Source organism: Longimicrobium sp. (assembly GCF_036388275.1).
Classification (GTDB): Bacteria; Gemmatimonadota; Gemmatimonadetes; order Longimicrobiales; family Longimicrobiaceae; genus Longimicrobium.
On sequence record NZ_DASVSF010000003.1, the window covers coordinates 77,368 to 100,991 of the forward strand.

20 protein-coding genes are annotated in these 23,624 nt (G+C 68.2%); 7 read left to right on the top strand and 13 right to left on the bottom strand.

The genetic code is table 11. From position 1 onward, the window contains the following. Positions 1 to 28 precede the first annotated feature (28 nt). A complete protein-coding gene (locus VF632_RS02130) occupies positions 29 to 883 on the bottom strand; it encodes a nucleotidyltransferase domain-containing protein (RefSeq protein ID WP_331021195.1) in 855 nt (284 codons plus the stop codon). Between the two features lie 352 nt (positions 884 to 1,235). After that, complete coding sequence (locus tag VF632_RS02135; protein WP_331021196.1) at positions 1,236 to 2,369, bottom strand: VLRF1 family aeRF1-type release factor; 1,134 nt, start codon at positions 2,367 to 2,369, stop codon at positions 1,236 to 1,238. Positions 2,370 to 2,667: 298 nt separating this feature from the next. Between VF632_RS02135 and VF632_RS02140 the strand changes: the two genes are divergently transcribed. The 6 genes from VF632_RS02140 (at position 2,668) to VF632_RS02165 (ending at position 8,898) form a co-directional block, all read left to right on the top strand. After that, positions 2,668 to 2,793 (top strand): hypothetical protein, encoded by a 126-nt coding sequence (locus tag VF632_RS02140; protein WP_331021197.1) that lies wholly within the window; start codon positions 2,668 to 2,670, stop codon positions 2,791 to 2,793. A 657-nt stretch (positions 2,794 to 3,450) separates the two neighbouring features. Continuing rightward, a complete protein-coding gene (locus VF632_RS02145) occupies positions 3,451 to 3,933 on the top strand; it encodes a hypothetical protein (RefSeq protein ID WP_331021198.1) in 483 nt (160 codons plus the stop codon). 905 nt (positions 3,934 to 4,838) lie between these two features. After that, the gene (locus tag VF632_RS02150) at positions 4,839 to 5,291 is read left to right on the top strand and encodes a DUF4145 domain-containing protein (protein ID WP_331021199.1); all 453 of its coding nucleotides are present in this window, start codon (positions 4,839 to 4,841) and stop codon (positions 5,289 to 5,291) included. A gap of 384 nt (positions 5,292 to 5,675) precedes the next feature. Next, the gene (locus VF632_RS02155; protein WP_331021200.1) at positions 5,676 to 6,224 is read left to right on the top strand and encodes a thioredoxin family protein; all 549 of its coding nucleotides are present in this window, start codon (positions 5,676 to 5,678) and stop codon (positions 6,222 to 6,224) included. A 230-nt stretch (positions 6,225 to 6,454) separates the two neighbouring features. Further along, positions 6,455 to 6,712, top strand: a complete 258-nt coding sequence (locus VF632_RS02160; RefSeq protein ID WP_331021201.1) for a hypothetical protein — start codon at positions 6,455 to 6,457, stop codon at positions 6,710 to 6,712. A gap of 104 nt (positions 6,713 to 6,816) precedes the next feature. Continuing rightward, on the top strand, positions 6,817 to 8,898 hold the full coding sequence (locus tag VF632_RS02165; protein WP_331021202.1) for a S9 family peptidase: 2,082 nt from the start codon (positions 6,817 to 6,819) through the stop codon (positions 8,896 to 8,898). Positions 8,899 to 8,987: 89 nt separating this feature from the next. On the opposite strand, the gene VF632_RS02170 is transcribed toward VF632_RS02165, so the two are convergent. From VF632_RS02170 to VF632_RS02220, 11 genes are all read right to left on the bottom strand, one after another. Beyond that, a complete protein-coding gene (locus VF632_RS02170; RefSeq protein ID WP_331021203.1) occupies positions 8,988 to 10,388 on the bottom strand; it encodes a sigma-54 dependent transcriptional regulator in 1,401 nt (466 codons plus the stop codon). Then, complete coding sequence (locus VF632_RS28190; protein WP_331021204.1) at positions 10,385 to 10,957, bottom strand: DUF433 domain-containing protein; 573 nt, start codon at positions 10,955 to 10,957, stop codon at positions 10,385 to 10,387. Before VF632_RS28190 ends, VF632_RS02170 begins: the two co-directional genes overlap by 4 nt. Before the next feature lie 21 nt (positions 10,958 to 10,978). Beyond that, positions 10,979 to 12,331 carry a sensor histidine kinase gene (locus VF632_RS02180; RefSeq protein ID WP_331021205.1) on the bottom strand — a complete coding sequence of 451 codons (1,353 nt, stop codon included), beginning with the start codon at positions 12,329 to 12,331 and terminating at the stop codon, positions 10,979 to 10,981. Further along, on the bottom strand, positions 12,331 to 14,823 hold the full coding sequence (locus VF632_RS02185) for a hypothetical protein (RefSeq protein WP_331021206.1): 2,493 nt from the start codon (positions 14,821 to 14,823) through the stop codon (positions 12,331 to 12,333). Before VF632_RS02185 ends, VF632_RS02180 begins: the two co-directional genes overlap by 1 nt. A gap of 276 nt (positions 14,824 to 15,099) precedes the next feature. After that, positions 15,100 to 15,630 (bottom strand): hypothetical protein, encoded by a 531-nt coding sequence (locus VF632_RS02190; RefSeq protein ID WP_331021207.1) that lies wholly within the window; start codon positions 15,628 to 15,630, stop codon positions 15,100 to 15,102. Between the two features lie 163 nt (positions 15,631 to 15,793). Next, on the bottom strand, positions 15,794 to 16,276 hold the full coding sequence (locus VF632_RS02195; protein ID WP_331021208.1) for a hypothetical protein: 483 nt from the start codon (positions 16,274 to 16,276) through the stop codon (positions 15,794 to 15,796). Next, positions 16,273 to 16,899 (bottom strand): nucleotidyltransferase domain-containing protein, encoded by a 627-nt coding sequence (locus VF632_RS02200; protein ID WP_331021209.1) that lies wholly within the window; start codon positions 16,897 to 16,899, stop codon positions 16,273 to 16,275. The genes VF632_RS02195 and VF632_RS02200 overlap by 4 nt, the downstream gene beginning before the upstream one ends. A gap of 238 nt (positions 16,900 to 17,137) precedes the next feature. Continuing rightward, positions 17,138 to 17,854, bottom strand: coding sequence for a carboxypeptidase regulatory-like domain-containing protein (locus VF632_RS02205; protein ID WP_331021210.1), 717 nt, complete (start codon positions 17,852 to 17,854; stop codon positions 17,138 to 17,140). A 415-nt stretch (positions 17,855 to 18,269) separates the two neighbouring features. Next, positions 18,270 to 19,511 (bottom strand): hypothetical protein, encoded by a 1,242-nt coding sequence (locus VF632_RS02210; RefSeq protein WP_331021211.1) that lies wholly within the window; start codon positions 19,509 to 19,511, stop codon positions 18,270 to 18,272. Between the two features lie 929 nt (positions 19,512 to 20,440). Then, positions 20,441 to 21,415 (bottom strand): PD-(D/E)XK nuclease family protein, encoded by a 975-nt coding sequence (locus VF632_RS02215; protein ID WP_331021212.1) that lies wholly within the window; start codon positions 21,413 to 21,415, stop codon positions 20,441 to 20,443. A gap of 4 nt (positions 21,416 to 21,419) precedes the next feature. Further along, the gene (locus VF632_RS02220) at positions 21,420 to 21,842 is read right to left on the bottom strand and encodes a single-stranded DNA-binding protein (protein WP_331021213.1); all 423 of its coding nucleotides are present in this window, start codon (positions 21,840 to 21,842) and stop codon (positions 21,420 to 21,422) included. A 666-nt stretch (positions 21,843 to 22,508) separates the two neighbouring features. Here VF632_RS02220 and VF632_RS02225 point away from each other — a divergent pair. Beyond that, positions 22,509 to 23,594 (top strand): hypothetical protein, encoded by a 1,086-nt coding sequence (locus VF632_RS02225; protein ID WP_331021214.1) that lies wholly within the window; start codon positions 22,509 to 22,511, stop codon positions 23,592 to 23,594. Positions 23,595 to 23,624: the final 30 nt, after the last annotated feature.

Sequence of the window (23,624 nt, forward strand, 5' to 3'; positions counted from 1 at the left end):
AGCAAGAGCCGCGCCGGTCGTCCCCCCTTCAGCCCCGGTGGAATCCCCCGCTGCGCGCCACCTGTCGGCCCTGTCGAACCACCAGCGCGCGCACCCGGTCCACCAGGTTCAGCAGCGTGTCGAGGTCCACCGGCGGAGGGGGAACCGGGCTCTCGTCATCGAGCTCCACGTGCCCCGGTGGATACGACCGCGCCGCCCAGGCCAGGGCCGCGCGCTCGGCGCGGGAAAGCGGCAGGTTCGGGGTGCGCTCCAGGAACCGGCGGACGGCGTCGCCCCGCCGCGGACGGGTGTCGCCCGCCAGCAGCAGCGCCGCGGTGCACAGCCGCACCAGGTCGTCGCGCACGCGGCGGACCCACGCGTCCGGGCCGTCCCGGAGGCTCCGCACGACTTCCTCGCTCCCTTCGTCCACGCGGTCCAACAGCCGCGCCGCGCAGAACCGTGCATCGTCGGGGGTGAACGGGACCACGGGGAGAGGCGTGTGCGAGGGCCAGAGGGGAACGGCGTCGTCCAGCGCGTCCACCAGCATGGGCGTGCGGCAGCCCTGGCCCAGATCCTGGAGCGAGACGGACCACACGCCAACGTCCACGCCGGTGCGCGCCGCCACCTCGTCGGCGATGGCCTCGGCGTGGCCGGCCTGGGGCTCGCGATCAGGCGGCAGCCGGCGCCAGATCAGGAGCACGTCCACGTCGGAATCGGGACGCGCCTGCCGCCGCGCCTTGGAGCCGAACAGCGCCGCGTGCACCAGCTCCGCGCGGACGCGCTGGCGCACCTGCCTCACCAGCTCGGCGACGGCGGCGCGTTCCCGTGCGTCCAGGCAGGCCGCCACCTCCGGCTCGTCCCCCGCGATCATCCCTGTCCCGTCCGCATCCGCGCTCCCGTGCATGGTTCGCCGGGGCGGGAGCAAACCGCGTTCCGAGCAAGGCTTCGCGGCTAGCGCCCAACTCGCCGGTGCAGTCCGCGCAGGCGGACTTCGTGATTTGCCAGCTGCGGTTTCAACCGCCGGAGGGGAGTGGAGGCCTCAGCCACAGTGACCGCTGCCGCGCCCGGGCTTCGTGCCGGCCGCGGCTAGATCCTTCGGCCCGCGTCGGATGTGCTGCGGGCGAATTCGGCGCGCCTAGGCCTCAGGATGACAGGCTTTGGGGCGTCGTCTGATACCATCGGACCGGGAATTGGCTGAAGGCCCGGGAGAGCGAGTCTCCCGGGCCTTCGTGGCCTACCCCCGCCCGACCGGTGGATCAGAACCGCAGCAGGGCCGCGGCGCCGCGCAGGTCGGCGATGGCGTTGGCGTCGGCGAACTGGATCTCGGCCTCCTGCTGCTGCGCCAGCCGCACCATCTCCTCCATCACGTCCACCTGCTCCAGCGATTCCGACCCGTCGTACGGGCAGCGGCTGACGTCGCGCACGAAGACGAAGCCGCACTGGCTGCAGCGCACGCCCTGGATCTGGCCGTCGCGCGGCAGCACCAGCGTGTCGACCTTGCCCTCCTGCAGCGCCGTGAGCGTGCCCTGCACCCCGGCCGTGGCCAGGTAGTCGTGGGCCGCGCGGTCGCGCACCTGCTCCAGGAGCTCGCGGTCGTGCCGCTCGTGATCGGCGCGCAGGTGCGGCTCCAGCCGGGCCAGCACCTCCGACGCCGCCTGGTCCACCGGCATGGGACCGGTGTGGCCGATCATCTGCTGCACGTTGTCCGCAAGGAATTCGCGGAACCGGGCGACGTTCTCGTCCGTTCCCAGCAGCACCAGGCTGGCGGGGTGGAAGCGGTGCACGAACTTCTCCACCTCGGTGGCGAAGTCCTTGAAGAAGTGCTTCATCTCCTCGCGCTTGCGCCGCTGGTAGCGCGTCTGCGAGTAGCCGCCCGCCTTGACGTTGCTGGGCACCGGCAGCGGGTCGCCGCGAAACTCCAGCTCGTCGAGCAGCGTTCCCAGGTACACGCTGAGAATGCGGACGTGCTCGCGGTCCAGCAGCACCACGCCGTAGTGCTCGTACGTCGTCAGCACCTGCGCCAGCGGACCGATCACCGGGCGGTCGCTGACCACCATCCGGTTCTGCACCGACACGGGGAACTGCAGGGCCTCGAACCAGTCGCCGCCCACTTCGGCGTAGATCACCACGCCGCGGTTCTGCTCGTCGAACTCGTTTTCGCACCAGCCGAGAATGCGCTCGTACAGGCTCCCGACGCCCGTTTCGCTTCCGCTGCCGGTGGGGATGGTGATGTTTTCGAGCTCGGCGAAGTCGCCGCGCCGCTGCCCCAGAAAGACGAGGTGGTTTCGCTTGTTGTTGCTGTCCACCGACATGTCGAGGAACAACGACAGCACCTGCTTGTCCCCGTCCTGGCGCTGAATCAGGCGTTCGAGATCCTGTCTGCTGATCATGGGCTGCACCGTTGATGGTTCGAAGAGCCTGCGGCACCGGACCGCCGCGGTGCCGGACGCCGTTTGCAAGAACGCTGCCGCCCCGCCCATCCCGCGCGACGCCGCCCGCACGCGTTCCATCCGCCGCATCCTGCCCTCGTGCAAGCACTTGCAACGCATCGTCACCCCGCCGCACCGATCCTCGTCCACCGACCGGTGTACCACCATGCAGCAGCGAGCGGCGCGCACCCGGCGCCCGCCAGCGTGGCATTTGCACGCGATCTCCCCAGGTGGCGGGGAACGCGTGGACGAGGGAGAGATGATGGCGACGACGACGGAGTTGGACCTGCAGGCACGGCGGACGACAACCTACCGCGACGTCCGCACCTGGTACGCCCCCGGCCGGGTCGAAACCACGCTCCGCGTGGCGAAGCCTGATCCATGACGCAACAGGAGCAGCTGGACCTGTTCTGTGAGTCTTGGCGCCCCCTGGCCAACGGGTATTACCGAGGGACGCCGCGGCCTCAAACCGCTATTCTGGCATCCGCCATGAATGTTCTACTCTCGAGTGTGCCTCTGGCCGAGAGAGGGCGAGCGATGGGGGAGCTGTTGCTGAGGCGCACGCCCGCGCAGGGATTGACCCGCCCCGATGGGCGAAGGCACGGGAGCGACGTAAAGCAACGTGCGTGGCTCCGTCACTGAGCGCCCGGACGGCTGGTTAGTTCGCGTGTCGCGGGAAGAGGACGGGGGCCGGGCCATCTCTGCCGATCTCGTCAGGTCCGCTGAAGAGGTTTCAGGGGCGCTGAAAACGGTTTGGAGAGGGACGCCCCGCGGTCATCCGGCACACCTGGGTCAGGCAGCAGGGATCTGTCAGAGCCGGAGAATCGATGGCTCGGCCGGGTATCCTGGCGTGGGACACGAACCGTAAGAGGCAGTACAAGGCAGTGACGGTGCACGGGCCGCGAGAGTCTGCAGAAGCTACCTTAACGCAGCTTCAGAACTTCGCCGCGGTGCACCGGATCCGATCAAAAAGCCAAAATGGGAAGGGCGGTGAACATTGAATAGCGAGTTTTGGGACGCCCTCGCACGCATCTCTGTCCTGTTGTTCGCCTTCCTCGTCGGCGGCACGGCCTCAGGTGTGATCGCGTTGCGGTTGCTGCATGCCCACATCGTCTATCTAGACCGCCGGATAGACGAGATCGGGGAGCGCATGGCAGCCTTCAAAGACAGCGTACGCAGCTTCGCGGCGACAGTCGAGCCTGCCGCAGAGGAGGCGAAAGGCCTTCGGGAGGAGCTTGAGCAATTCCAGCGCGACTTCGAAGAAGTAGAGCGCAGCGGAGATGAAGGCGACATCGGCAGATTCCTTCAGAACTTTGAGACATTTCGTGTAAAGTTTGCAGACCGCGAGCCCCAGCTAGTGGCCGACATAGAGTCCCGGAGCCGCGCAATCGAAGCCGAGCACCAGGCGCTAGCTCGGGACGTGAAGGCTGCTCGCCGGGCGCACACAAGAGCGGTTTTTCTGTTCCGGGCTCTGCAATGGATCGGAAACATCGGCCCGAGGGGCTTTACCGGGGGGGCGCAATGACCCCGCTAGCTACCTTTCTGTGGGGCTTCGCCGGGAGCTTGGCCGTAGAGGTTGTGGCATTGAACGGCTACGCTGATCGTTCGCGGCTGCCGAAGAGGTACAAGACCGTATCTTTCTGGATCGCGCGCGTGCTCTTGGCCGTCGTTGCCGGGGGACTTGCAGTAGCCTACGGGATTCAGACCCCGATCCTGGCAGCCAACGTGGGCATATCTGCGCCGCTAATCATCGGAGCGATTGCAGCCAATGCGCAGCCCCCGACTGAGGTGCTGCCCGATCCGCCTGCGACCTGAACGCGCCCCGGAGTGCCTACCTAAGGCTGCTGGAGGGTTCCTCTTTCCCCTCTGGTGTGCCCGTCGGCAGCCACGGGCGAGCCTCTTCCGTCCCGCCATATGCGCGGCTGCTAGCGCAGGCCGGGTCCGCATTGCCCCATATCTCGAAATAGTTTAGCGTCAGGGCAGAAGGCGCGTGCTCTCCGATTCATCCACCCGCGGCGGGGTCCTCTTGTGTCACTCAGCGAGAACGTAGGCGAGCATTTCCGCACTCAGAACAAGCGCGACCAAGGCATCCAACTAACTGAGGGGCCGTGTGGGCACTGCGGATTTGCTGTGCAGTTTTCCCGGCCTGAGGGCGTACCCTCCCTCTCGTATCGGCACACAGGGCCAGGTCGGGATGATGATGAAGCCGCTGAGGCATACCACAGCTTCTACATCGGCGTTTGCTCTAGACCGGTCTGCCGCCGCCCCACCGTGCTGTATCAGCGATTCACTAAGTACTGGTCACACGGCAGCCATGAAGATTCAGATGAGCACGTACAAGTTCTCTACCCACCGAACAGCGGGGTTCGGGCGCAGCTACCCACCGAGGTCCCGGAGAGACTGCGAGAGCTGTACGGGGAGGCAGCCGCCGTGGAACACATCTCTCCGAACAGCGCCGCGTTTCTGTGCAGGCGCCAGTTAGAGATAGTGCTGCGGCAGCAACTCAAAACGAAGCGTGGGATGCTGGGCACCCTGATCGATCAGTACAGCAGTGCACAGACACTCCCGCCCCTGGTCGCCGACCTGATGAACACAATCCGTTGCTTTGGGAACGTGGCCGGGCATGGGGAGCAAGACGATTCGGGCGAGTGGATCGACGTTGAAGTAGGTGAGGCAGCATATATGCTTGACGCTCTCCCTCACATCTATCGCTTTGTGTACGTGGAGCCCGCGGTTCGCGAGCTGATGCGCCAGAGAGCCGAAGCGAAGAACAAGGGAAAGAATCCTGGAAGCCTTAGCGCCGCCTCTCAGTTTGTACTTGCGCAAACGCCCCCGGCGCCACAGGAGACCGCAGAGCGAGATGAGGACGGCCTTCCGTTGTGAACGAACGAGGCAACCGGTCCGGCAGGAGAGAGAGGGCGGAGAAAGTTTCCACGCGGGGCCGCTCGCACATCAGAGCCGCACACACTAAACACCAGCAGAGGAAGCCAAACGTAAAGGAATCCGCTGTACCGGACACCGTTTGCATGAACGCTGCCGCCCCGCCCCCACCTGCCCCGCCCCGGCGACGCCGCGCGTCCTCGTTCCATCCACTGCATCCTGCCTTCGTGCAAGCACTTGCGTGGCTCCGTCCGTCCGTTGCGCCGATCCTCGTCCGCAGACCGGTGTACCACCACGCAGCAGCGAGCGGCGCGCACCCGGCGCACGCCAGCGTAGCATTTGCACGCGATCTCACCCCCGTGGCGGGGACGCGTGGACGAGGGAGAGATGATGGCGACGACGACGGAGCTGGACCTGCAGGCCTGCTGGGACGGTGCGTTCAGCTGGGACGACTACCTGAACCACGAGGTGGTGAAGCTCGCCGAGATGTGGAAGGGCACTTGGCAGCGCGCCCGGGCCCCGGAGTGGGCAACGCAGCGCGGGCAGGAGATCGGCGGGCGGTGGCGGATCCTGGTGATTTCCGAGGATTGGTGCGGCGACGCATGCAACACCATTCCCTGGATGGCGCGCCTGGCCGAAGCGCTTCCCCAGGTGGAGCTGCGCGTAGCCAAGCGCGACGAGAACCCGGAATTGATGGATGCGTTCCTGACCAACGGCTCGCGCTCGATCCCCATCGCGATCGTGCTGCGCGAGAACGGGACGGTGGCGGGGCACTGGGGTCCGCGTCCGGCGGAGCTGCAGGAATTCGTGCTGCGGGAAAAACGGGCCGGCATCCGCACGACGGACGACATCTACCGCGACGTCCGCACCTGGTACGCCCGCGACCGTGGCGAAACCACCCTCCGCCAGCTGCTGGACATCATGGCGGACGGCTGATCCGCGCTCACGGCGGGAGACGGGTTCACGCGGAGCCGCGGAGGAACTGATGACCCGCGGAGGGCTTCGATGCCTTCCGCGGCTCTCTGCTTTTCTGCACGGCTCCGCGTGAGAAATGAAGGATTTCGTTGCACTGCCGCGCGGCGCACAGCATAATTGCGAGACACACGCACATCGAGAGCACCGAACCCGAGCGGGAGCCGTCTAGACCCGCGCGTCCGCCGCCGCAGATGACGCTTCGCACCTTCAACGACCCCGATGGCGTTTCGTGGACCGTGTGGGAGGTGATCCCCGACGCTTCCCGGTCCAGCCAGTCGCTTCCCGAGCTGATGGTGGGCGGGTGGCTGTGCTTTCAATGTGGCGACGTGACGCGCCGTTTCTATCCGCTTCCCGCGGACTGGGCGGGGTTCAGCGAGTCCGAGATGTGGCTACTGCTGCGCGCCGCCGTTTCGCCGCAGGAGCAGCGGGACGGGATGGACCCCGCCTAAGCTTTGACCGAACGCCGGGCGCCTGCCGCGCTTGCCGCCCGGCGCGATGGTCTCTACGATGGGGGAAGTTGCCCGTTTCCATTCGCCGATGGCAAAGGAACCCCATGAACACTCTCCGTCCGGCGGCCGCCGCCGTCGCGCTGGTGCTGGCCGCGGGCGTTGCCCCGCTCCCCGTCGCCGCGCAGGAGGTTCGCTCCGACTCGCTGTTCACCACCGCCCGCATCCTGGACTTCGAGACGGTTGCCGATCCGCAGATTTCTCCCGACGGGCGCCACGTGGTCTACACCCGGCGCTGGGTAGACAAGCTGAAGGACCGGTGGGAATCCAGCCTGTGGATCGTGAACGCCGACGGCACCCGCAACCGGTTCCTGGTGAACGGATCCAACGCCACGTGGTCGCCGGATGGAACCCGCATCGCCTACCTGGCCGAGGGAGAGCCCAAGGGGACGCAGGTGTGGGTGAAGTACCTGGATGCCGAGGGCGCCAGCCAGGTCACCCGCCTTTCCGAGAACCCCGCCAACGTGCGCTGGTCTCCCGACGGACGGTCGCTGGGCTTTACGCAGTTCGTGCCGCAGGAAACCCCCTGGAAGATCGACCTTCCCGCCGCGCCCGCGGGAGCGCAGTGGACCGAGGCGCCCCGCGTGGTCAACCGGCTGCACTACCGGGCCGACCGGCAGGGGTTCCTCAAGGCCGGCAACATTCACCTGTTCGTGGTTCCCGCGGATGGCGGAACGGCGCGCCAGGTGACGACGGGCGACTGGAGCGTAGGGTCGCGCTTCGACCAGCTTCCCGGCGGCGTGGCGTGGGACTGGATGCCCGACGGGAGAACCGTCGTCATCGAGGGGTTGAAGATCGAGAACCCCGACAGCATCTACCGCGACTCGTACCTGTACGCGGTAAACGTGGCGAACGGCGCGGTGCGCCAGCTGACGCCCGACCGCGGGAGTTGGGGAAAGCCGGCCGTTTCTCCCGACGGCAGCCAGATCGCCTTCGTGGGCGCGCCGTATTCGCGGATGAGCTACCGCGCGGGCGACCTGTGGCTGATGCGCGCGGACGGCGGGGGCATCCGGCGCATCTCCGGCAACTTCGACCGCGATCCCGACAACCTGGTCTGGGCCGCGAACGGCGGCGGCGTGTACTTCACGGCCCAGAGCGAAGGAGCGAGCAACGTCTATTTCGCCCCGCTCCAGGGCGGCGTGCGGCCGGTGACCCGGGGCGCGCAGGTGCTCACGCTCAACTCCCTGTCCCGCGGCGGCGTGGGCGTAGGCGTACGCAGCACGGCGCGTGAGCCCGGCGACGTGGTGCGCTTCGAGGCGCGCAACCCGGGCGAGGTCACACGCCTGACGCGGGTGAACGACGACGTGCTGCAGAACGTGGCGCTTGGCGAGGTCGAGGAGATCTGGTACACCTCGTCGGGCGGGGCGCGGGTGCAGGGGTGGATCGTAAAGCCCCCGTCGTTCGACCCGGCGCGCAAGTACCCGCTGCTCATGGAGATCCACGGGGGCCCGCACGCCATGTACAACGTGGGCTTCAACACGATGTTCCAGAACTTCGCCGCGAACGGGTTCGTGGTGCTGTACACCAACCCGCGCGGCAGCACCGGGTACGGCACCGAGTTCGGCAACGCCATCCAGCGCGCGTACCCCAGCGTGGACTACGACGACCTGATGGCGGGTGTGGACGCGGTGATCGCCCGCGGGTACGTAGACCCCGCCAACCTCTTCGTGGGGGGATGCAGCGGCGGGGGCGTGCTCACCAGCTGGGTGATCGGCCACACCGAGCGCTTCCGCGCGGCGGCCGTGCGCTGTCCGGTGATCAACTGGCTGCGCTTCGCGGGCCAGACCGACGTTCCGCTGTTCGTGTCCAACTTCTTCGACCGGCCCTTCTGGGAAGATCCGCAGGCCTGGCTGAAGCAGTCGCCCCTGATGTACGTGGGCAACGTAAAGACCCCCACGCTGATCATGACCGGCGAACTGGACCTGCGGACGCCCATGCCGCAGTCCGAGGAATACTTCGCCGCGCTGAAGATGCGGGGCGTTCCCACGACGCTGCTCCGCTTCGCGGGCGAGTACCACGGCACCGGGTCGCGGCCCTCCAACTGGATGAGGACGCAGCTGTACATGATGGACTGGTACCGCCGCTGGGGCACCTTCGACGACGCGGCGCCACGAGCGGCGGCACCCTGATCGCAGCCGCGCAGGACTGATGAGCCGCGGAGGTGCTGGATGCGCCTCCGCGGCTCGCTGTGTACCGGCCTGAACCCGGATCGCCGGTGCTACGCCGATGGGCCGGGTCCGTCTGCCGGCCCTTCCCGCGTGAGTCCCAGCGAGCGCAGCCGCTTCTGCAGGCTCTGGCGGTGCAGGTCCAGCGCGCGGGCGGTGGCGGACACGTTGTCGCCGTGCCTCTCCAGCGCGGCGGCCAGGAAGCGCCGCTCCCACGCCTCCATCGCCCGGTCGCGCGCCTCGGCGAAGGGGAGGTCGGCGAGCGCGGCATCCACCGGCCCCACGGGCGCGCGGCTCTCCGCCAGCTGCGGCGGCACGTCCCCCGCCCCGATCTCGTCCTCCTCGGCCATCACCACCGCCCGCTCTACCGCGTTGCGCAGCTCGCGCACGTTCCCCGGCCAGTCATAGGACAGCAGAAGACGCCGCGCGGCGTCGGAAAAGCCGCGCACAGGCCGTCCGTAGCGCCCGGCGAAGTGCGCCAGGAAGTGCAGCGCCAAGGGCATCACGTCCTCGCGCCGGTCGCGCAGCGGCGGGATCTGGAGGGCGATCACGCGCAGCCGGTACAGGAGGTCGTCGCGGAAGGCGCCGGAGGCGACCATGGCCTCCAGCGGGCGATTGGTGGCCGCGACCATCCGTACGTCCACGGGCACGGGCTTCGTCGATCCCAGCCGGGTCACCTGCCGCTCCTCCAACGCCCGCAGAAGCTTGGCCTGCGCGGGCGGAGCCAGGTCGCCCACCTCGTCCAGGAACAGCGTGCCGCCGTCCGCCGCCTCGAACAGCCCCTCCGCGTCGCGGTCCGCGCCCGTGAACGCGCCGCGCACGTGGCCGAACAGCTCGCGCTCCACCAGCTCGCCGGGAAGCGCGGAGCAGTTGAGGGCGATGAACGGCCCCGTGCGCCGCCGGCTCTCGTCGTGCACGGCGCGGGCGACCAGTTCCTTGCCGGTGCCGCTCTCGCCGGTAACGAGCACCGTGGCTTCCGTAGGCGCGGCGCGCCGGATGACGCGCACCACCTCGCGCAGCGCCGCAGAGTCGCCGATCAGCCCGCGGAAGTCGCCCGCCAGCTCGCGCCGCAGCCGCCCGTTCTCGGCGCGCAGCGAAAGCACTTCGCGCGCGCGGCGGACCACGGCGCGGATTTCGTCGTTGTCGAAGGGCTTGGGAACGTAGCCGTACGCGCCCTGCCCCAGCGCGCGCACCGCCGTCCGCTCGTCCCCGTGCGCGGTGACGAGGACGAAGAGGGTTTCGGGATGGCGGGCGCGGACCTCCTCCAGCAGCGCCATTCCGTCCATCGCCGGCATGGTGAGGTCGGAAAGGACGAGGTCGGCAGGCGCCTGCTCCAGCGCAGCGAGGGCCGCGGGCGCGTGCTCGGCCTCGCGCACCTCGTGCCCGTCGTCCTGCAGAAGCTCCATGAGCGAAAAGCGGATCGCTCGCTCGTCATCGACGACCAGGATTCTCACAGCTCGGAACCACGCAGGCGCCGGGCTCGCGCGGAGATCTCTTCCAGCGTCAGATCGCCGATCAGCGCGTCTCGCTCCTCAGTGTAGTTCCCCGCCCCGGTCGCCATCGCGAACCCGGCAACAGCTGGGCTGCGACGAATCAGGAGCGATGCGTACTGCATCACGGCTTGGATGTCCTCGCGTTCAAGGTTCTCGAACTCCTCCAGCACTTCGTCCATGCTCGACCCTGCACCCAGCAGATCGAGGATGTCGATCACGCGGATGCGATAGCCCCGGATACATGGCTGGCCCCCGCATTGTGCGGCATTGACGGTGATGCGGTCCGGCAGGTTCGGGGTCGTCGAAACGCTTGCATCGGACGAACGCGTGGGGAACCGGCGGCGCGCTTCCGCGAAGAACTCGTCCTGCGTCATATCGCCAAACAGCGCGTCACGCTCTTCTGTGTAGTTCCCCAACCCGATGTTGAACTGGCTGAGGAAACGAAGCGTGTCGGCGACGCCCATCTCGCGAGTGAGCAGGGTCATCGCGTCATCCGTGATTTCGCTGATCGATCGGACAGTTACGCCCATCGTTCCACCTCCTGAACCAACTCACGGACTTACCGGATTCGTCACTGGGACGCTCGATCTTGGGATCATGATGCGGAACTCGGCGCCGCCGCCGGGGGCGTCGCCTACCTCCGCCATCCACCCTTCCTCTCGCGACAGGCGGCGGACGACGGCGAGGCCCAGCCCGGTGCCCGCGCCGCCGGTGTGGAAGGGCTCCCAGATGAGCTCGCGCTGGTCGCGGGGCACCCCAGGGCCGGAATCGCGCACCGTGATCTCCAGTCCGCCCGACACCTCGCGCGCGGCGAGCGAAACCGTGCCGCCGACGGGCGAGGCCGCGACCGCGTTCAGCAGCAGGTTCAGCAGCGCCTGCGCCAGCGGCTCGCGGGCGCCGGGCGCCGTCAGCCCGCGTGCGTCCAACGACAGGCGCACGCCTGCCTTTTCCGCCCGGCCCGCCACCAGCAGCCCCAGGTCCTCGAACAGCGGACCTAGTGGCGTGCTCGCTCCCGCATCCCTCAGCCGCGGGGCGCGCTTGGCGATACCCAGCAGGTTGGTCACCAGCCGCTCCACGCGGCCCACCTCTTCCAGGATCACGGATGCGTAGCGCCGCCGCTTGTCGTCCGGGATCTCCTCCTCCGCCAGCCGCTGGGCGAGTGAGCGCACGCCGGTGAGCGGATTGCGGATTTCGTGCGCCAGCGAGGCGCTCAGCTCGCCGACGACCGCCAGCCGCTCCTGCTCCGCCGCGGCGGCCGCCAACTCTCCGGTGCGGACGGCACGCACCTCGATGTTGTAGAAGCGCAGCCGCGCCACGCCCACGAACAGCAGCAGCTGGATCCACACCATGGCCAGCGGCATCACGTAGATGCCCAGCGACCCGCGGGTGAGCACGCTGCTCAGAATCCCGATGGGCATCACCATCACGATCCCCAGGAGCAGCGTGCGCCCCAGCCGCCGCTCGGCCGCGGAACTGCGCGGCTCGCGGCGCATGATCCGCACGAACAGCGCGGTCGCCAGCACCCATCCGCCGATCGTCCACGTGAGCAGAACCGGCCGGGCATAGCTCATCGTCACCAGGTGCTGGTCCAGCGGCAGCAGCGCGAACCCAAGGCCGAGGGCGCCCAGTGCGTAGGGCAGCGAGCGCACCGTCTGCATCAGCGCGAACGCCAGGAAGAACCCCGGCGACAGGTGCACCGCGCCGCTGATCCACGGCCGCCACGTATCCCACTCGCCCGTGGCGAAGCCCATGCCCTGCGCGAACAGCCAGACCGCGATGCACAGCTGGAAGAGCGCGTACCACCGCACGCCGGCGCTGCGCGGGTTGAACAGCAGCAGCGTGAGGGCGGAAAAGACGGTGACCCCTAGTGCGAAGAACGCCTCTCCCGCCGCCAGTGCGTTCATCAGAAGGTGAGCCCCAGGCCCAGGACGAGGGTGCGCTGCGAGAAGTAGGAGTGGACGGGGCGGCGCTCGGCGTAGCCGTCGCTGTAGGTATACCCCTGCACGTTCTTTCTGTCCAGCAGGTTCAGCATTTCCAGGTACACGATGCCGATGCCCGCGCGCATGGGCAGGTAGCGGCTGATGCGCCCGTCCAGCCGCGCGTACCCCGGCAGCCGGGACCCGTGCACCGCGCCGTAGATGGGCGAGATGCGCCCGCCCGCGCCCGTCCGCCCGCCGTCGATGTCCGTGAACGGGCGGCCGCTGCCCAGCCGCAGCGTGCTTCCCAGCTCCCACATCGGCCGTACGCTCCACCGCGCCACGCCCGTCAGCGAGTGCCGCACGTCCACGGCGGAGGGCACGCTGCCGCCGTCCTCCAGGTCTACCCGGCCGTCCAGGAACGAGTAGGTGATCCAGCCGTTCAGGCGGCGCTCGCCGCTCCACCGGACTATGGCGTCCATCCCGGCCACGCGCCCCGCCTCGATCCGCGGCCCGTCCCCGTCTTCAGCATATCCGCCGTAGCGCTTGACGTAGCCCTCCACCTTGAGCGAGGGATCGCCGGCGCGCTCCGCGCCCGCCACCAGGTGCTCCGCCCGCGTGGGAATGCCGCCGGGTGTGCCTGCATCGGGCACACGGTACTTCGTGCGCCAGCGGCCCTGGTGGAACAGCCCGCCGCCGAAGCGCAGGGTCCACTCACCCGTGCGGTACGCCAGCGCGAGGCGCGGGTCCGCAGTCCACGACTCCTCGCCCGGCAGGCGGTCGGCGCGCACGCCAGCGATCAGCGCCAGCGAGGGCGAGAGCGCGCGCTCCACCTCCACGTAGCCGCCCACGTGCCCCGCATCGTCGCTCTCGTTCAGCGCAACCGTCGGCGCGCCGGGCGACAGGCGGTCCGTCGCGGGAAAGCGGCCCGCCTCCGTGGCGTCCATCCACGCACCCTCCACCCCCACCGACACACGCCCGCCGCCGGGGAGCGACACGTCCGCGTCCACCCGCCCGGTGGCGCCGCGGTCCGTACGCTCGCGGTCCAGCACGCCGAAGGTGAAGTGGGTGCTCCGCCGCGAGCCGCTGACCGTGCCCCGCAGCGCCACGAGGTCGCCCGCCAGCAGCGTGCGCCCGCTGAGCGACGCCAGGCGGTTGCTGCCGCGGCTTTCGAACGGACCCGTCCAGCCGTACGCATCCACGTCGCGAGAAAGCACGTCCTCGTCCGCGAGCGCCACCAGCTTCACCTCGCTCCCCGCGCGCGGCTCCCACACGGCGCCGCCCATCCCCTCCACCGCGGCGGGGGCGCGCTGGAACTCGCCCTCGCGGCCGTGCATGGCCATCATCAGCCGCGCGTCGGTCGCCCGGACGGTGGCCCAGGCGCCGGTGTTGGGCGACGTGGGCAGGTCGATGCGGGTGCCCGCCTGCACCGTGTTGGCGTTCAGCCGCACCGTGCGCGTGTCTGGCCGGCCGATGGTACGCACGTCCAGCACGCCGCTGAGCGCGTTGCCGTAGCGCGCGCCGAAGCCGCCGCTGGAAAAGTAGGCCGCGTCCAGCACCTGCGCGTCCAGGATGCCGAACGAGGCGCCGCTCAGCGTCTCGTAGCGCCCGGGGTAGAAGAGCCGCGCGCCGTCCACGAACACCGGCGACTCCGCCGGGTCGCCGCCGCGCACGTACAGGTCGCTCCCCTCGCCGGCCCGCGTGGCGCCGGGGCCGGTCTGGAACGCCTGCATGATGTCGGCGGTGCCGCCCGGCGTCACCAGCACGTCCACGCGCGTCAGCGCCACCTGGCTGCGGGTGTCGTCCATGCGCGTGCCGGCCTCCACGACGATCGGCGCCAGCGCGAGCGCCGGTCCGCCCTCGCGCCCGGCCGCGGCCACGGCACCGGCCGGAGCGCCCCCGAGCCGCGCCCGCAGCTCCGCGTGCTCCGGAAAGAGCGCGGCGCCGCGACGCCAGACGGCCAGCGCATCCTCCTCGCGCTTCACTCGGCGGTACAGGTCGCCCAGGACCAGGTAGGTCCGCGCGAAGCCGGGCCGCGTGCCTTCGCCCTGCTGGCGCAGCAGGATCTCCAGGTGGCGGATGGCTTCGGGTCCGCGCCCCAGGAACTCGGGCGTGTGAAAGTGGTGCATGGCCAGGGTGAAGCGCGCCTCCCAGTGGGTGCTGTCGATCTGCAGCGCCTCTTCCAGCAGGGTGTTCGCCTGCCCGATGAGCGTGCCCTTCCCCATCATGTCGGCGAAGGGCAGCTCGCAGCCGGCACGCAGGTTGGCCATCCTTACCCGCGGCTCCACACCCCTGGGCTCGGCCCGCAGCCACTCGGCGAGGAGCGCCGACGCGCGCTGCGCCGCGGGCCGCGCCGCCGCCTCGTCCTTGCGCGCGCCCGCCGCGCTGCACTCCTGCACCGCGGCTCGCGCCTCGGCCGCCTTCTCCGCCGGGAACTGCTGTGCGTGCAGGGTTCCCGCCCAGGATGCCGTCAACAGCATCGTCGCACTGATCGTTCTCGCTATGGATTTCATCGTCCGCTCCGGTTGGTTGTCGATCCGTCGTGTCTACGTGGACCAACAAGGCAACCGCGGGACCGGGCTGCGCATATTCGCAAGTCGTTCGGAGACGACTACTTAGGCGTTAACTAAGCCAGATGCCGGTGCAGCCGGAGCGTGTCAGGTGCAGCCGCGCGGCTGCACCGTGCAGGGGGGAAACGACGAGAGCCGCGGAGGGGCAGTAGCGCTCCTCCGCGGCTCGTCGATCCACTCCGTGCCTCAATCGCCTGACACGCCGATGAAGACCAGGTGCCGGGGCTTGCCGTCTTCGTAGACGGGAAAGTAGACCGCCTCCCAGCGTGCCAGCGAGCAGCTGATCTCATGCGCCGCTTCTTCCGCCGCGTCCCGCCCGGGCTCCGTCGTGCCGAAGAACTCGCGCAGGCGTAGCTCGGAGAGCGGAATGGCGACGCCGAAGCCGCGGTACATGCCCGTACGTTCGATGTCGAGGATGGAGTGGGTTCCATCCTCCTCGGCCCACGCGACCGCCTCCTCGATGGAGGACGGCGAGCGGAAGCCCCAGGCGGCCCACCGGAACAGCTCGATCGTGGTGTACAGCGACTCCAGGACCCACAATGTCAGGCGTGTCTTCAACCGCACGTTGGGAAGATCGCGCACGCCCACGAAGAAGTCCGGGAACTCCCACGGGCGGCGATACTGTCCCGCATCGAAGATCTCATCCCGAAGCCGGTGCAGCGCGCGGTCCGGCTGCTCGTCGTAATCGGTGAAGTACGTCCAGATGGTCGCGCCCATGACGGCTCGGCGGGTGGGGGATCGGGGGGCGAGAGGCGGGTGCTGCAGGGCCTGGCCAAAACTGCGGCGGGTCCGCGCCGGGGGCAAGCGTGGCGCGCACCTGGAGGACGACGAAGCCCCGTCCGCGGAGACGGGGCTTCGTGGGCCTGACGGGTCGATCGCGTCAGGGCCGGGGAGGCGCGGCCAGCCGTTTCGCGAGGGAGGGCCGCGTGGATACGATCCGGCGATGAACCGCGTCCAGCAGCGCCGTGGCGTTGCGGCGCGCACCGGTCAGGTCGTCTTTGTCGAGCTCCTCCTCGTCGCCGTACAACGCCGTGTGACGCCCTCCCCGGATGTTCTGCATGGCGTCGGCGCTTCGCTGCAAATCCGCGTCGCCGAGCGCCGAGGCGGCGTAGAACGTCACGTAGTGGTGCCCGCCCACCGCCCCGCGGGGGCGATACCCCGCGGAACGGACGACCGCCGTCGCCGCGCGGAACGCCGCCTGGTATACGTGGGTGTAGGCACCGGCTACGCTGAGGCCCGCGACGGAGGCGTCGGACCACTCGCGAAGGGCCGCGGCCCAGATCGCCGCCACCTCCGCGTCCTCTGCCGGCACCTCTTCCAGGTTGCGGGCCTCCAGCAGCCGCTGGATGCGGTGCGCGCTCACCCCGCCACCTCCGCCAGCAGCGCATCGTCACCCACGATCCACCGCTTCGGACCGTCCAGGATGCGGCGGAGCACGGCGTTCCCCGCCGCGACCTGCCGGGCGAGCTTTTCGGGGGTATAGGTTCGGATTTCCACGTCCCGGTCCAACAGCATCGATGCCTCCGCCGCATGGTGGCCCAACCGCGAATCGGGCCCAAGGTCGCCGACCACCAGCACGTCGACGTCGCTGTCTCCCCGGGCGTCGCCGCGCGCCGTGGAGCCGAACACGAACGCCAGCCGGATGCCCTCCACCCCCGCGATCGCCGCTTCCACCACTTCGGTGGGATCGGCGAAGTCGCGGATCAGCCGGCGAAGCGTCTTCCAGCCGCGATGATCGTCATCCACCCGGTAGAGCACACGCCCGTCGTTCTCGATGCGCCGCACCAGGCCGCGCGACTCCAGCCGCCTGAGCTCGCGGTTCAGCGAGCTCATCGACAACCCGCAGTGCCGCTGAAGGCCGCGCACGTGCTCGGGCTCGTCGTCGTCGCGCATCGCGAAGTGAAGGAGCAGCCGCGCGAACGCCGGCGAAGCCAGCAGCTCGCCCAACCCTCCCGCTTGCGATTCCCTGATTCCCTTCGGCGTCATTCAGCTCTCTCGCGGCCAGGAGTGCTCCAGATTCTGGATCACTCTACGCTGCGCGTCAAGATGAGGGCGCGGGGCAACGCGGGTGGATCGTCCGCCGGGGCAGGGGGCGTGGGGCCGAGATGGCGCCCATCCCGCGGGTTCATGGCGCGTGGACGTCCAGGACGCAGCCAGCCCCCGCCTGCCAGCTGCAAGCGGGGGCTCATTCATGAAACGGGAGGATCTCGTCGTGCGGCAGCCGTCAGGGATGCCAGCCATTGCGAGCCATCTGCTCGACGTATGCCACGGTGTACACCTTCACGAGCCGGCCACCGCCGTAGACCTCCACCATGTGCAGTTCGTCGCCGCGATACGTCGCCAGCGCGTTGAGCCCGGCGACCGTCGGCATCCCGTCGACGGTGACGGAGACGGGAACGGACTGGCCACGCACGTACGCGCACGGCGTGAGACTGCCGGAGGTGCGGCAGGCCACGGGGGCAAGTCCCACCCGGGACCGGACGAACGCCAGCACGTGGGGCGAGGCTGACGCCACCATTTCCCGCCGATCGAACGCCACCACCGACGTGGGCCTGGCGTTGCGGCGGCTCTTCAGCCGATCGCCGAACACCTGCACGCGCTCCAGCAGCATCGGCTCGGGCTCCATTTCGATCGTAAGACCCCTGTCGTCGGTGCCGATGGAAACCGAGGTGGTGAGATGCGCATACCCGAGGCGGCTCACCTCCACCTGGTAGTACCCCGGCTTCAGGCGAACCTGGAAGAGCCCGTCCTCGCCCGCCGCGATCGCCCGGTCCTCCCGGCCCACGTACACGATGGCGTCCGCGACGGGGGAGCCGCTGACGCGGTCCACCACACGCCCGGTCAGCACGGGAAGGGGGGGATCCTGCGCGGATTGCGCAGCCGCGGGGACGGCGGCCATGAACAGCGCGGTGAGCGCAGCTGCAAGGTGGGAGCGGGTCATGTGATCCTCCTGGGGCGTGGACGGGCGGGCGTACAGACCGATGACGAGCAAGAAAGGCTCCCTCATGGCGGCGCCTGCGGATGTCGTTGCGGCGCACCCGGATGCCCGCCCGCCCGGATCACCGCCGGAGCCGCGCTGTCCCCTCCGCAGGACGCGCGCACGGCATCGATTGTGGACGGCGGCGGGGCGGGCCCCTGCCTCGAGCGTCCACGTCGTCCAACTCGTCCGGAATGGGATTTGGGATCGCGCGCAGGCTTTAGCGCACTGGAGCCCCGCAATGGTTGGCCGCCGATACGACGTGGCTCGGCGGCTTCAACAACCGATGAACTCCCGCAGGGGGTAGTCCGTCTGCGTTCTTCATGGACGGCTTGCTTCCGGCAAGTTTGCCGGGAGGAATATCCAGCTGAACCCAGCGTCAGGGGTGGGAATTCTCCAGGTCTGGACGAACACCTTCGAGTGCACGGAGTTCTAAATAGATCTGGTCGCGCACCGCGACTCTGAGCAGGGTGAACAAAGCGTGCGGAACGAATTGGTGCTCGTTTATGAACTTCTGCAGCGACGACCTAGTGTAGGTGAGGAAACGCAGGGCCGCGATCTCCAAGACGCGGTCCTTCGCGACCTCCGCTCTCCGCGAGAACTCCTCTGGAGTGATCCCCGACACCACAACCCCGCAGGTCAGCCCCAGCTCGAACCGACTTCGCTCCAGGAAAACATCGTAAAAGTTGTATCGAGCGTCACTCAGATCCTGCCTGGTTAGCCCCACCTCCTCGTCAAATCCTCTCTCCAGGCATTGCACCAAATCCACTTGGCCCAAGTAGTTCACGTCTGTACTGGAGAGGCCCTCGTTGACAGTCGCCGAGAAGATCTCGCCTCGTATGTTGCCGGCGGCGAGGCGAGAGCGTTGTGCAAGGGCGATAACGTCGCTGTGCGCGGCATCGGACTTCAGGATCAGGAACGCATTAACGCCGAACGAGGTGGTGAAGCAGTTGTATCTTGCGAGGTCACCGTAGGTGCATCGCGCAATCGGATGCCCCTCCTGTACCAACTCGCGGTACACAGACCGAAATACCCGATGGGTGAAATAATCGGTGTTGTAGACCTCCATTCGGAGTACAGGTCGCTCATCTTGCCCAGCGCGCTGGAGTGTATCGAGCCTATACACTCCGAACTTCGGCTGGTTGAAATGGCATCCGTGCCGGCGATGGAGAAAATCCTCCGCGACCCAGCGTCTGTGCCTCTCAATTCGTGCAGCGAGATCGGCAATCCCGGTCGTCATGATCAACTCGGAGTAATCTGATGAGCCATCGAATGCGACCGGCTCCGAGCGAACCCACCCCGCATCGGAATCACCTGAGGTTCCCAACAGCCTCTCAAGAATGTCCGTAGGCGGCACCACGCGTAAGCACCTGTTTGAATGCGAGAGGCGTAAATCCCGTTTCAGATCGTAGGGGCTGGCGCTGCCCAGGGTGGCAACGTTCAATCGATGTTCGCTTGTCGATTCCTGTTCGGCCAACCGGCGGCGGATGCGCCGCTCCGAAACGATGTTGGCCCCCGCTCGCCAGACCCGCTCAACGAGTTTGCCGATGATGATGCCCACCAACATCCAAAAGAACTCGGTTTGACCCGACTGGCGGATCTGGTCGATGAGCGGTTGCATTCAATGATCTTTATGCGAATGACGTACGAGGCACCGGCGCGCGCTAACGGTGCTAATACGTGAGCCGCTCCGCAGGGGCGCAGGTGCGCGTCAAAGCGCCGGTGGGGTCGCCGCGGCAGTACTCCGCAGTCGCCCTCGCGACTGGGTGCCGTTTGCGGCGGGAAGGAGAAGATGGGTACTGCGCCGTGCACGTAGCACCAGTCCCCACCAGTAGATTATGCAGACGAACTGCTCTGCCGCAAGGAGACGACGTGCTTCGATCGCCCCCCCCGGTTGGCCTCCAAGATGATTGGGGTCACCGGCGCGGCCGCCTGCGCGTACTCCAATTGCGCGCGGGACGTCTGCACCAGGATCGTGAGGCTGGCCGCGAAATCTCGTCTCACAGGGCGGTGAGGTTCCGGCTGCGCGCGCGTTCTTCTCGATCTCCGGGTGCAGAGGCGAAGTCTACCCCGACGGTGCGCATGGTGCTGGCGACCTACTTCCACCTGGGCAGCGCCGTGTATCGGTCGGAGCACGTGGAGTACCGGCTGGAGCACTTCGACACGTTGCCCGAAGTACGGCAGCGGGTCCGTCACCCCGTACGGCTTGAAAATCGTTGTCCCGGGTTTGTCCCCGGACACTCAGAACGCAACAAGCCCCCGCCTGCCAAGTGCAAGCGGGGGCTTGTTTGAAGAAGTGCGCCCGACAGGATTCGAACCTGTGACCTTTGGCTCCGGAGGACCGGTCCGCCAAAACTGCACTCGCCGCAAAGCCTGAAAACCCGCGATTTTCCTACGATTTCCGTAACTGGGCGTCACCCGGCGCACCGTGGTAGGCGCTGGAAACTGTGAAAGAAATTGTGAACGGCGGCCGGTCGGGGCAAGGGGGGACCGGGCCCTCCCCCGCCCCGCACCGCCCCGGTGGCTCTGCCCTGTCCTTCCCTGTTCGCGCTACGCCTCGGCGTCAGCGCAGCGTCCGAACTCCACCTCCTCCAGTTCGTCGTGGCAGAGGGCGTAGAAGGGACAGTAGGGGCAGCGCCGGCGCCGCTCGGGTTCAGGCAGCGGGAAGTCGGAGATCGGGCGCGGCGCGTTGCGATCCGGATCGGCCAGCAGCACCTGCATCGCCTGTACGCTGTCACGGATGCGCTCCGCAGCGTGTATCACATCCAGGCGAGAGATCTCGAATGTGGTGTCGTCTCCCGTGGATAGGTTCACCACGCGGCCGAACCACTCGTCATCGCGGAAAGGGAGCCCCAGCACGGTGCGGCAGTAGAGCGCGTATAACGCAATCTGCAGGTCGGCGTCGCTCTCGTCCCCCGTCTTCCAGTCGAGGATGACGACGCGCCGCTCATCCGGGCGGTAGACCAGGTCCGGGCCGGCGTAGATCGGCCAGCCCTCGTGCACGAACGCCTCGGGGCCCTCCGGCACCGTCACGCACTCGGGCCGGCATGCCTCCAGGTCCGCCCAGACCCGCGACGCCTCTAGCGTGCGGAGGCAGAGGCGCGCTTTCGCCACCGCGCCGGCAACCCCGGCCGAGGACGAGCGGCCGGAGTACCACGCGTCCTGCAGCATCACCACGCGCTTGGGATCGCGCTGGAAGAGGTCGCGGTGGTGCGAGCCGAGCACCGCGCGGTTCAGCGCCTCGGATACCCGGACGAGCATGGTGTCGAATGAGGGGCGGGGCCTGCCGCGGCGCACCGCTTCTGCGCACTCGCGGGCGCAGTCGTGCACGGCCGTCCCCACGATCATGGGAAATGACGTGAGCTGCTTGAGCGCGTAGGCGAGCCGCGCCTCCTCCGGCGCTTCCGGCGACCAGCCTCGGTGGCCGCCGTAGTAGCGCCAGAAGTAGGCGCGCGCGCACTCCGCCAGGGCGCGGTCCCGGGAGTGGGACCAGCTGAACTCGGGATAGGGAGCGTCGTACCTCATCGGCCTACAGCGCCGGCTGGAGCTCTGCCTCACCGGCAACGGCCGCCGGGCGTGTGCTCCGTCCACTGCGCCGCTCAGCGCCCCCCGTCTCGCCTACACCCAGCACGTCCGTGGCCTTGATCTCCGTCGTCCAGCGCGTGTCGCCGCTGTCCGTCTCGTACGAGCGGTAGTCGATCTCGCCCTGCACGTAGACGCGGTCGCCCTTGCGCAGGTACTTCTCGACAAACCCGAACGTCGCCGCCAAGCTGTCCCACACCAGGACGCGGTGCCACTGCGTCTTCTCGCGCGGCTTGCCGTCGCGATCGTTCCACCGGCGCGTGGTGCCGAGCGAGAACTGCACAACGCGGGCGCCACCGCTGGTGGTGCGGATCTCGGGATCGGCGCCCAGGTAGCCGATCAGCGTGGCCTTGTTGAGGCAGCGAGACATCGTAGAACCCCTCTGAGACGGATGACGAGCGATGCACTGGCCGGATTGGCCTCAGCGCCTGACTCGTCCACCACTTTTCTCTGCGGGGGTTAAAGACTGAGCGGATCAGCAGGTTAGCGATCACTTACACTCTCCGGAACGTAAGCGATCATTGACGAATCACCCTCCGTGCCGTTCAGCGCGAACGCGAGACCAGCAGCTTGCAGCCGTTCGCGCGGGCGGCGAGGTCCCGGGCGAGGCGGAGGAGGTACTTGGCATCCAGTCCTTCCTTCGCGATCAGGGGTTGCGCGGTCGAGTATCCCAAAACGGTGGTCCCCCACTCGCGCCCGCTGGGCGCAGCCGAGGGCGAGGTCCGTATTCCGAGCGCCTGCGGCAATCTCCTCGCGCTGGGCAACGTCCGGTTCAACCACGTATCACCACTACGGGGACCTGGCGCGTCCGTAGATCGACGACATCAAGCGCACCGATGGACTGCCGTCGCCGTTGCGGCCCCGCCGCATTGCCGATAGTGTAGGGTAAGGGGCGAGCCCGGGGGCCGCCTCTCCTGCGAAAGGCACCTGAGGCCACCCCCGAACATTCACCGACGCAGGCCCATCACGCGGGCCTCCGCGGTCCGTCCCGACTGGCCAGGAGCGGGACATCCAACACGACCCCGGAGGCTATCCCATGAAGTCCACCCTACGGGTGGAGCGGCTTCGCCGTGCGGCGAGGCAGCTTCACCGCGCCCTCGGCAGTTCCGATCCGGAAACCGCCCGGAGCGCCGCCGCCCGTTTCGTCCGGCTGCGCCCCTTCAGCGACCTAGGCACCGACACCCTGATCGCCCGGCGGACGGACGTCAGACTCAAGCACGCCTTCGCCGTTATCGCGGAAGAATCAGGCTTTCCGACCTGGGCCGCGCTCGTCGCAGCGGACGTGCCTGGCCATTCGGAGTTGGACGACCCGGTGCGCTGCCAGGCAGTCGAAGCCTGGCTCGCGGCGAACGCCCCCGTCCTCCGGCAAGGGGGTCTCCTGGACGGTGACCAGCCGGTCCCCGCACTGGCGAACGAACTGCGCGAGGCGACGCTGCGCCGCGTGTCCAACGGGGTTCCGACGTTCGACCTCCAAAGCGTTACGGGAAGTGCGTACCTCCGGCACCTCGGATGTCCCATCGAGGCGTCAGGCGTCGCCGACCACCCCGCTGCGGCTGGTATTGCACAGGACGAAATCGGCACTGCCGAGATCTGGTGCTATGCGAGGCCTGGGGATGGGACGGCTCACCGCATCGACTGGTCAGTCATTGAGGGGATCGAGTACGGCAGGCGCCCATCGATTGACCCTGCCTGGCGGTCGCCGGACGGCTCCCTCCTCTTCGCTTGCGTCGTTATCCTGCGCATCGCGGGTATCGCACGATATATCGAACGTGCGTGCGGTGCCGTCTGGGGTGCCCCGGTACTGGTGTTCGGAGGGAGCGCACCCGTTCGGGTCTCCACGCCCGCCGAGGACTGGACCGCCGTCATGACAAAGGTACTGGCTGAAGCTGAAGCGGACACCGTCGATGCTCCCACGCTGGCCCATCTGATGACAGACGTCAGGGCCCAGGTCGCACCGGGCAATTTGGATGGGTGGTACGGCGCCGCCTTCACCGACGCGGAGCGCGAGGCGGTGGTGGAGGCAGCCATGTCGCCGGAGAGAACGCGACTGCTCTGGGACCTGGTGCGAGGTGAACCCGTGCTCCCGGGGATTCCGATCAGGCATCCTCGATCCGTCGATTAGTCTATAATCTAGGCCACACGGTGGGGGGTC

Excerpts from the sequence above, each read along its gene's own strand:
- VF632_RS02190 (WP_331021207.1), bottom strand. The coding sequence starts at position 15,630 with ATGGGCGCGACCATCTGGACGTACTTCACCGATTACGACGAGCAGCCG.
- VF632_RS02180 (WP_331021205.1), bottom strand. The coding sequence starts at position 12,331 with ATGAACGCACTGGCGGCGGGAGAGGCGTTCTTCGCACTAGGGGTCACC.
- VF632_RS02165 (WP_331021202.1), top strand. The coding sequence starts at position 6,817 with ATGAACACTCTCCGTCCGGCGGCCGCCGCCGTCGCGCTGGTGCTGGCC.
- VF632_RS02225 (WP_331021214.1), top strand. The coding sequence starts at position 22,509 with ATGAAGTCCACCCTACGGGTGGAGCGGCTTCGCCGTGCGGCGAGGCAG.
- VF632_RS02140 (WP_331021197.1), top strand. The coding sequence starts at position 2,668 with ATGATGGCGACGACGACGGAGTTGGACCTGCAGGCACGGCGGACGACA.
- VF632_RS02155 (WP_331021200.1), top strand. The coding sequence starts at position 5,676 with ATGATGGCGACGACGACGGAGCTGGACCTGCAGGCCTGCTGGGACGGT.
- VF632_RS28190 (WP_331021204.1), bottom strand. The coding sequence starts at position 10,957 with ATGGGCGTAACTGTCCGATCGATCAGCGAAATCACGGATGACGCGATG.
- VF632_RS02135 (WP_331021196.1), bottom strand. The coding sequence starts at position 2,369 with ATGATCAGCAGACAGGATCTCGAACGCCTGATTCAGCGCCAGGACGGG.
- VF632_RS02215 (WP_331021212.1), bottom strand. The coding sequence starts at position 21,415 with ATGAGGTACGACGCTCCCTATCCCGAGTTCAGCTGGTCCCACTCCCGG.
- VF632_RS02185 (WP_331021206.1), bottom strand. The coding sequence starts at position 14,823 with ATGCTGTTGACGGCATCCTGGGCGGGAACCCTGCACGCACAGCAGTTC.
- VF632_RS02210 (WP_331021211.1), bottom strand. The coding sequence starts at position 19,511 with ATGCAACCGCTCATCGACCAGATCCGCCAGTCGGGTCAAACCGAGTTC.
- VF632_RS02130 (WP_331021195.1), bottom strand. The coding sequence starts at position 883 with ATGCACGGGAGCGCGGATGCGGACGGGACAGGGATGATCGCGGGGGAC.
- VF632_RS02200 (WP_331021209.1), bottom strand. The coding sequence starts at position 16,899 with ATGACGCCGAAGGGAATCAGGGAATCGCAAGCGGGAGGGTTGGGCGAG.
- VF632_RS02205 (WP_331021210.1), bottom strand. The coding sequence starts at position 17,854 with ATGACCCGCTCCCACCTTGCAGCTGCGCTCACCGCGCTGTTCATGGCC.
- VF632_RS02160 (WP_331021201.1), top strand. The coding sequence starts at position 6,455 with ATGACGCTTCGCACCTTCAACGACCCCGATGGCGTTTCGTGGACCGTG.
- VF632_RS02220 (WP_331021213.1), bottom strand. The coding sequence starts at position 21,842 with ATGTCTCGCTGCCTCAACAAGGCCACGCTGATCGGCTACCTGGGCGCC.